This window comes from Acidobacteriota bacterium (genome assembly GCA_016208495.1).
Lineage (GTDB): Bacteria > Acidobacteriota > Blastocatellia > Chloracidobacteriales > Chloracidobacteriaceae > JACQXX01.
The window spans coordinates 59,889-67,500 of the sequence record JACQXX010000016.1; the positions used below are offsets into that span (position 1 = coordinate 59,889).

At 46.9% G+C, this 7,612-nt stretch carries 4 protein-coding genes and 2 rRNA genes (1 of these 6 running past the window's edge); 4 read left to right on the plus strand and 2 right to left on the minus strand.

What is annotated here, in order from left to right:
- Positions 1–41 precede the first annotated feature (41 nt).
- The 4 genes from lptC (at position 42) to raiA (ending at position 5,549) form a co-directional block, all read left to right on the plus strand.
- Positions 42–2,471: an LPS export ABC transporter periplasmic protein LptC gene (gene lptC / locus HY774_02635; GenBank protein ID MBI4747355.1), complete on the plus strand. Its 2,430-nt coding sequence runs from the start codon at positions 42–44 to the stop codon at positions 2,469–2,471.
- Positions 2,401–3,306 carry an LPS export ABC transporter ATP-binding protein gene (gene lptB, locus HY774_02640; GenBank protein ID MBI4747356.1) on the plus strand — a complete coding sequence of 302 codons (906 nt, stop codon included), beginning with the start codon at positions 2,401–2,403 and terminating at the stop codon, positions 3,304–3,306. Before lptC ends, lptB begins: the two co-directional genes overlap by 71 nt.
- 65 nt (positions 3,307–3,371) lie before the next feature.
- Entirely contained in the window at positions 3,372–4,952 is a 1,581-nt protein-coding gene (gene rpoN / locus HY774_02645; GenBank protein MBI4747357.1) for an RNA polymerase factor sigma-54, read from the plus strand.
- A 54-nt stretch (positions 4,953–5,006) separates the two neighbouring features.
- The gene (gene raiA / locus HY774_02650) at positions 5,007–5,549 is read left to right on the plus strand and encodes a ribosome-associated translation inhibitor RaiA (GenBank protein MBI4747358.1); all 543 of its coding nucleotides are present in this window, start codon (positions 5,007–5,009) and stop codon (positions 5,547–5,549) included.
- A 262-nt stretch (positions 5,550–5,811) separates the two neighbouring features.
- Here raiA and rrf read toward each other — a convergent pair.
- Together rrf and HY774_02660 are read right to left on the minus strand one after the other, a co-directional pair.
- Positions 5,812–5,928: ribosomal RNA gene (gene rrf / locus HY774_02655) — 5S ribosomal RNA — on the minus strand.
- Between the two features lie 46 nt (positions 5,929–5,974).
- Positions 5,975–7,612 (minus strand): 23S ribosomal RNA (locus HY774_02660) (it continues 1,307 nt past the right edge of the window).

Consider the following 7,612-nt stretch of genomic DNA (forward strand, 5'->3'; position numbering starts at 1 on the left):
ACTTCGACTACTTTTCTACCTGGGCCCATGGGTTAATGCTTATGTCGTTTTCGCTCCCCAAACTCTTTAAATACCTATCCCTGGCTGTGTTTCTTGGCGTAGTGGTCTATCTGGCCATTCAACTCAGCTCCAGGAATAACCCATTGCGACCCAAAAAATCAACTGACCTTCCAGTGCAATTTGTGGGGGTGTCAAATGATTTTCGATATGTCCATCGAGATCAAACTGTTGATCGGCTCATTTTGACGGCGGCAAAAGATACAGCCTTTACCAATGGGCAACATCAACTGGAAGAAGTGAAGCTAGAAACATTTGGCCAGGATGGAAAGCCACTTGGGGTCTTGACATCAAAAACGGCAGATTATGACAGCCAATCCCAGGTAGCCGTTTTTAAAAAAGATGTACTGGTTGTAACCACAGATGAACTGGTGGTCCGGACAGAGGAAATGAAGTATGACCAGGCCGCCAATGTTACCTCGACAGAATCACCTGTCACGTTTACACGCAAAAATATCACTGGAACTTGCCTTGGAGCAAAACTTGATTCAACCACAGGTCGCTTTGTGATGAACCAACAGGTAAAAATCACCATCGCTCCAGAATCAGCCACTCCGACAGCGCCAATGCCTCAAAGTGGCGGCTCAACCTCAACTCTCGTTCAGGCAACACCTCCCAATCAAAGCAATAAAGGCAAGACAGAGAAGAAGAAGGAGAAAAAAGAGAAGAAGGAAAAGAAGGAGAAAAAAGCCAACCGATTGAAAGAAAAAGAAGGTCATGCAGCCCCGGCCCAATCAACTTCAACATCACCAGCCATCACCACTCAAGTACCGACCACCATTACTGGAGATCATGCCGAGTACTGGAAACCTGAAAAACAGGTCTATCTCACAGGGAATGCGATTGTCCTGCAAGGAGGAAACGAACTCCGCGCAGATAAAATGACTGCCTTCCTGGATGACAATCAACGGATTCAGAAACTGGAGACCCGAACCAGATCATTTTTGAAGTCAGCCGAAAAGCAAGGGCAAGTTGAATCCCAGGATATGGACATTACTTTCAGTAGTGAAGGGGATGTTCAATTCGCAGTGGCCACTGGCAACCCGGTGGTGAAATCTTTTGAAGGCTCTGCCTCCCGCGAAGTAACTGGCGACCGAATTGAAGTATCGTTTGCCAAAGCAAATGAAATCAATGCCTTACAAGAATTCACCAGTACAGGAAATGCACGCATGGTCCTGGCAGCCCCGCCCGTTTCCCCTCAGGATCCGCAACCAGCCCAAAAAACGCTCACGGCGAACCAAATCCAGGTGAAAATGTACCCAGATGGCCGTTTTGCTGAAACAGCCAGTGCCAAAGGGGATGCAATCTTGACAATTTTGCCGGCGGTCATTACGCCACGAGCTGATCAGAAACAACTTCGGTCACCTGAAATGAAAGCCCTGTTTTTTGAAACAGGCAATTTGATCCGGACTTTTATGGCCGACGGAGGGGTCCAGCTTGAGATCACCCCCTTGGAGCCTAACACTCAACGCTTCAAGCGTACCAGTCGAAGTGATCGAGCAACGGTTCAATTTGACCAGGTTGCCAGTGATATAAGCTCTGTCGAACAAGAAGGAAATTTCCAGTTTGAAGAAGGCAAGCGACAAGCACGGGCACAAACCGCAACCTACCTTAAATCCAAAGAAATCGTTTACCTGCGTGGAAACCGACCTGCGATTTGGGATGATCTGGCTCGAACAGAGGCTCAGGAAATAGAACTCTCAAATTTGATTCCAGAACATGAAGCCCGCGGAAATGTACGCACGACATACTATAGCCAGGAAAGCACTGGCCAGGCGACTCCTTTTGGGAAAACCAAATCGCCGGTTTTTTTGACAGCACACCACGCCCATGTAAATACACAGATAGGCAAAGCAACCTATCAAGGAGAAGCTCGTGCCTGGCAGGATGATAACTTTATTCGAGGTGATGTTATCGAGTTGTTTCAAACTGAGAAACGCATGACAGCCAGTGGACAGGTCTCCTCAGCGCTGTACCAGATGGAACGGACCGACACCAAAGGGCAAAAACAGGTTGTCCCAATTTTTGGGAGTAGCGAGTTCTTTTCTTATAACGACTCCAAGCGTCAGGCTCGCTATGAACGAAATACCCGCCTCGTTCAGGGAGAAGATACCTTGAGTGCAGACAGCACAGACATTTATCTTGCAGCAAAAACCAACCAGGTGGAACGCCTGATGGCTCAGGGTAAAGTTGTCTTGACGCAACCTCAGCGGCGTGGAACTGGTGATCAGGCAGAGTACACGGCATCTGATGACCGATTCGTCTTAGTTGGTAATATGGCTAGAGTTGAGGACATGGCGCAGGGGACGACAACTGGACCTCAATTGACTTTCTTAAGGTCGGATGGTAGTGTGTTGGTCACCGATCAACGACAAACCCAGCGAATCCGTACAACTCACAAAATCAGCAAATAGTCAGATTGAAGTGGGCCTTGTGTCAGATACTCATCACAAAACACCATCTAGCGCGATTTCTTCCGATCCTTCAAATCAAACTCCAACTCAAGATACCGATCAGCCCACACCTGGTGACTCCCTTCGTGTGGAAGGATTAAATAAAGCCTATCGTGGTCGTGAAGTGGTCCGGGACGTCTCAATCCACATTCAACAAGGCGAGGTCGTGGGATTACTGGGCCCAAACGGAGCTGGGAAAACAACGACCTTTTACATGATTGTGGGCCTTGAACGACCAGACAAAGGGGTGATTACGCTGGGAGATCAAGCAATTACCTCCCTTCCAATGTATCTTCGAGCGCGGAAGGGTATTAGTTATCTGCCTCAAGAACCATCTATTTTCCGCAAGCTTACTGTTGAAAAAAATATCCTGGCTATTCTTGAAACACTCCGTGTTCCAGGTCAAATTCGCGCTGAAATTTTGGAATCATTGCTCAGTGAACTTGATATTGCCCACGTCCGACATACACCAGGATATGCTCTTTCGGGAGGTGAGCGAAGACGAGCTGAAATTGCTCGATGTCTGGTTATTGAACCAAAATTCATATTATTGGATGAACCATTTGCCGGAATTGATCCCAAAGCAGTCGTCGAAATTCAAAATATCATCTCCCGCTTGAAGGCTCGTAACATTGGAGTTCTGATTACTGACCACAATGTTCGCGAAACTCTAGCAATTACTGACCGGGCCTATATAATAAGCGAGGGCAAAATATTCCGATCTGGAACCCCCCAGAGCCTGACATCAGATGAAGAGGTGCGTAAGATCTATCTGGGTGAAAATTTTAGAATGTAGCCTCCCCAACCGCCTCCCTTTCATTAATCTGCTTTCCCATTCTATTAATCAAGTGAAGATGTCATATGTCTATTAAGCCGATTCTTGCTCCCAAAAATGAACAACGACTTGGATTGGTCTTAACTCCTCAAATGCGACAACGCATTGAAATGTTAAGCATGACCTCACTTGAATTGAGCGATATGGTATCAACCGAGATGGTCGCAAATCCGGTTCTTGAAGAAGTGCTCCCCAATGAACCGGCAGAAGGTTTGACCATCACAGATGAGCAACTGGCATTTGGGGAACGCCCCATTGACGGAGCCCCTCAGCCACCTGACCCAACGATTGATTTCTCACTTGATTACCTGCCTGACCCGGTGCCATTGCACACCTCTGATGTATCTCCCACAATTCCAGAAATCCAGTCAGATGAAGTTACTCGAGAAGAGGGTGGGCAGGAACCTGAGGTCAATCCTGATCCATTTCAGGAAATTGACTTTGGAGCTGAATTTGAAAATTACCTCGACCCAGGGTACAAAACTTTTGAGCATGAAGACTCTGATCAGCCGTCCTTTGAAAACCTTCTTACTAAAAAACCAACTCTCGCAGAGCACCTATTGTGGCAATTAAACCTCACTCGTACTCCAGAGGAAATCAGAGCTGCAGCTGAAGCCATTATTTGCAGTCTGAACGTCAATGGCCATTTAGCTGACCCATTGGAAGAAATTGCAGCATTGGGTCCCTGGTCCATGACAGTAGTTGAGAAAGCCAAACGATTGGTCCAATCTCTTGATCCAATTGGAGTTGGCTCAACGAATGTCTTGGATTGTTTCTTAATTCAGCTTGAGCTAAAGGGTTTGACAAACCACCTGGCAACCCAGCTTGTTCAATATCACTTTAACCGGCTGCAACAATATCGGTGGCCCGACCTTGCTAAAGAATTAGGTGTCTCCATTGATGAAATTGCCAAAGCTGTCACTCTCATCGTGAAGTTAGAACCTTACCCAGGAAGACAATTTGCCCACGATGAAGCTTATCCCATTCAACCTGAAATATTTATTGAAAAAATTGACGACGAGTATTATATCCACTTCAATGATGATGGGATCCCACAGTTACGCATTAACTCCCACTATCGCCGACTGTTGGAATCAAACCAAGCTTCGAAAGAAGAGCGAGAATATGTAAGGGAATGCTTTCGATCAGCAGTTGACCTTCTGAAAAATATCGAACATCGCCGACAAACAATTTACAAAGTTTGTCAAGCCATTGTTGAACGCCAAAGAGCGTTTCTCGATGGAGGTGTTGAATACCTCAAGCCAATGATGCTGAAAGACTTAGCTGAACTAATTGGAATTCACCTTTCAACGGTGAGTCGGGTCGTAAACCGAAAATATGCGCACACTCCCCAGGGCGTTATTGAACTACGCCGTTTCTTCACTGACGGAATGACCAATGACCAGGGTGAGGAAGTCTCCACTCAACTGCTAAAGCTTCAAATCAAGAAAATGATTGAGAATGAGGATCCACATCACCCACTTACTGATGATGAAATCATGCATCGACTTGCCAAAGAAGGAGTCAAATTATCCCGCCGGACTGTTGCAAAATACCGGGATCAAATGTCAATCCCGGGATCTAGAGAAAGGCGAGTCATCATTTAACTAGATTTTCCTGGAAATTACTTCCTGGCTAAACTTCGAAAAGAGAGGAAAAAAATGAAAGTAGATTTTACAGGAAGGCACTTCACTGTCACTCCAGCCATTAAAAAGCATGCCCGCGAACAACTCAAAAAAATCAGTAAACTCCTGGGAAGTAAAGAGATAAATTCAGCCCACTTTGTTCTTGAGGTTGAAAAGTATCGACACCGGGCAGAACTCCTTATCGACTGGCAAAACCAGTCATTAAGTGCGGTAGCCACCACCAACGACATGTATCTCGCAATTAATCAGGTAGTCGAGAAGATGGAACGACGAGCTCAAAAAATAAAAGAAAAATGGGACTCGAAAAAGCGGGTTGTCCGAAAGAAACTAGAGGAAGAAAATGATCGCGCAGTGGCCGGTGCAACTTCAACCGTGGAGAGGAATCACCCTCGAGTTGTTCTAATAGAAGCTGACGTAAAACCGATGAATACTGAAGAAGCAATTGAATCCTTGCTAGCATCAGGTGAAGACTTTTTTTTATTCACAAACTCTGAAAATAATCGAGTTTGTGTTTTGTTTAAGCGTAAAGATGGAAACTATGGTTTGGTTGAGGCATAAAGTATAGGTTAACCTTGACCCAAGCGACAGTTAGCACCAATTACGTACCAAGGACAAAAAAAGGAGGGGTATCAAAACCCCTCCTTCATCATTTAGTACAATGCTATTGGAAAATCATCAAAATGGAATCTGATAGATTCGGCATCATTTCTTAAAAGTTCAGAAACTGAAACCGACTTAATTCACTTAAGAATGAATATGATAAATAGATCAAAATGAGATGAGGCGGTAAGAGTAATTTTATACTCTTACCGCCTCATAGGCCCGGCAACTACCTACTCTCCCACACAGTTGCCCGTGCAGTACCATCGGCTCAAGAGAGCTTAACTTCCGTGTTCGGGATGGGAACGGGTGTGACCTCTCCGATATGGTCACCGGAAAAGATAAAAAATTTATGCAAAAGGTTTCTTGTGAAAAGTAAATTTTATGGTCAAGTCGATCGGACATTAGTACAGGTAAGCTAAACACGTTACCATGCTTACACATCCTGCCTATCAACGTGGTAGTCTACCACGAGCCTGATTGGGAAGTCTTATCTCTGGTCTGGCTTCACGCTTAGATGCATTCAGCGTTTATCCATACCCAGCTTAGCTACCCTGCAATGCCGCTGGCGCGACAACAGGTACACTAGAGGCTGGTCCAACTCGGTCCTCTCGTACTAGAGTCAGATTCCATCAAACTTCCTACGCCCACACCAGATAGGGACCGAACTGTCTCGCGACGTTCTAAACCCAGCTCACGTACCGCTTTAATGGGCGAACAGCCCAACCCTTGGGACCTTCTTCAGCCCCAGGATGCGATGAGCCGACATCGAGGTGCCAAACCGCCGCGTCGATGTGAACTCTTGGCGGCGATCAGCCTGTTATCCCCGGCGTACCTTTTATCCTTTGAGCGACGGCCCTCCCATACGGGGCCGCCGGATCACTAAGCCCGACTTTCGTCTCTGCTCGACTTGTTTGTCTCGCAGTCAGGCTGGCTTATGCCTTTACACTCTACAGGTGATTTCCAAACACCCTGAGCCAACCTTCGGGAGCCTCCGTTACCATTTAGGAGGCGACCGCCCCAGTCAAACTACCCGCCTGGTAGTGTCCCTCTTCCCGATTCAGGGAAGTAGGTTAGAAGCCGAAGATGACAAGGGTGGTATCTCACCGTTGGCTCCACTGAGTCCAAGAGCCCAGCTTCAAAGCCTCCCACCTATCCTGCGCATGTCATCCCCAGATTCACTACCAAGTTATAGTAAAGGTGCACGGGGTCTTTCCGTCTAGATGCGGGAAACCGGCATCTTCACCGGTACTACAAATTCGCTGCGCCACTCGTTAAGACAGTCATCAGATCGTTACGCCATTCGTGCGGGTCGGAACTTACCCGACAAGGAATTTCGCTACCTTAGGACCGTTATAGTTACGGCCGCCATTCACTGGGGCTTCAATTCAGAGCTTTGTCTTGCGACGAACCCCTCCTTTTAACCTTCCAGCATTGGGCAGGCGTCAGCCCCCATACTTCGTCTTCTCGACTTTGCGGAGACCTGTGTTTTTAGTAAACAGTCGCCTGATGCTATTCACTGCGGCCCTCTCAGGCTATTCACCTTAACAGGGCACCCCTTATCCCTAAGTTACGGGGTCAATTTGCCGAGTTCCTGAACGAGTGTTCTCACATGCGCCTTAGGATTTTCTCCTCACCTACCTGTGTCGGTTTGCGGTACGGTCACACGACAAACTCACTAACGAGGTTTTTCTTGGCATCAAGGGTCAGCTACTTGTTTCGGTTAAACCTACTTTCGATCCTTGTCTTAGCTTATTGTCAAGCGGATTTGCCTACCTGACAGCCTTAACAAGTCAAACTGCATCCATCAGCAGTCTAGCTTACCTCATTGCGTCACCCCTAGTTGATAACGCTTGTTGGTGGTTCCGGAATTTTAACCGGATGTTCATCGACTACGCCTTTCGGCCTCGCCTTAGATACCGACTCACCCTGAGCAGACGAACTTTACTCAGGAAACCTTAGGTTTTCGGCGCGGCTGATTCTCACAGCCGTTATCGCTACTTATGCCGACAAAGTCTTTT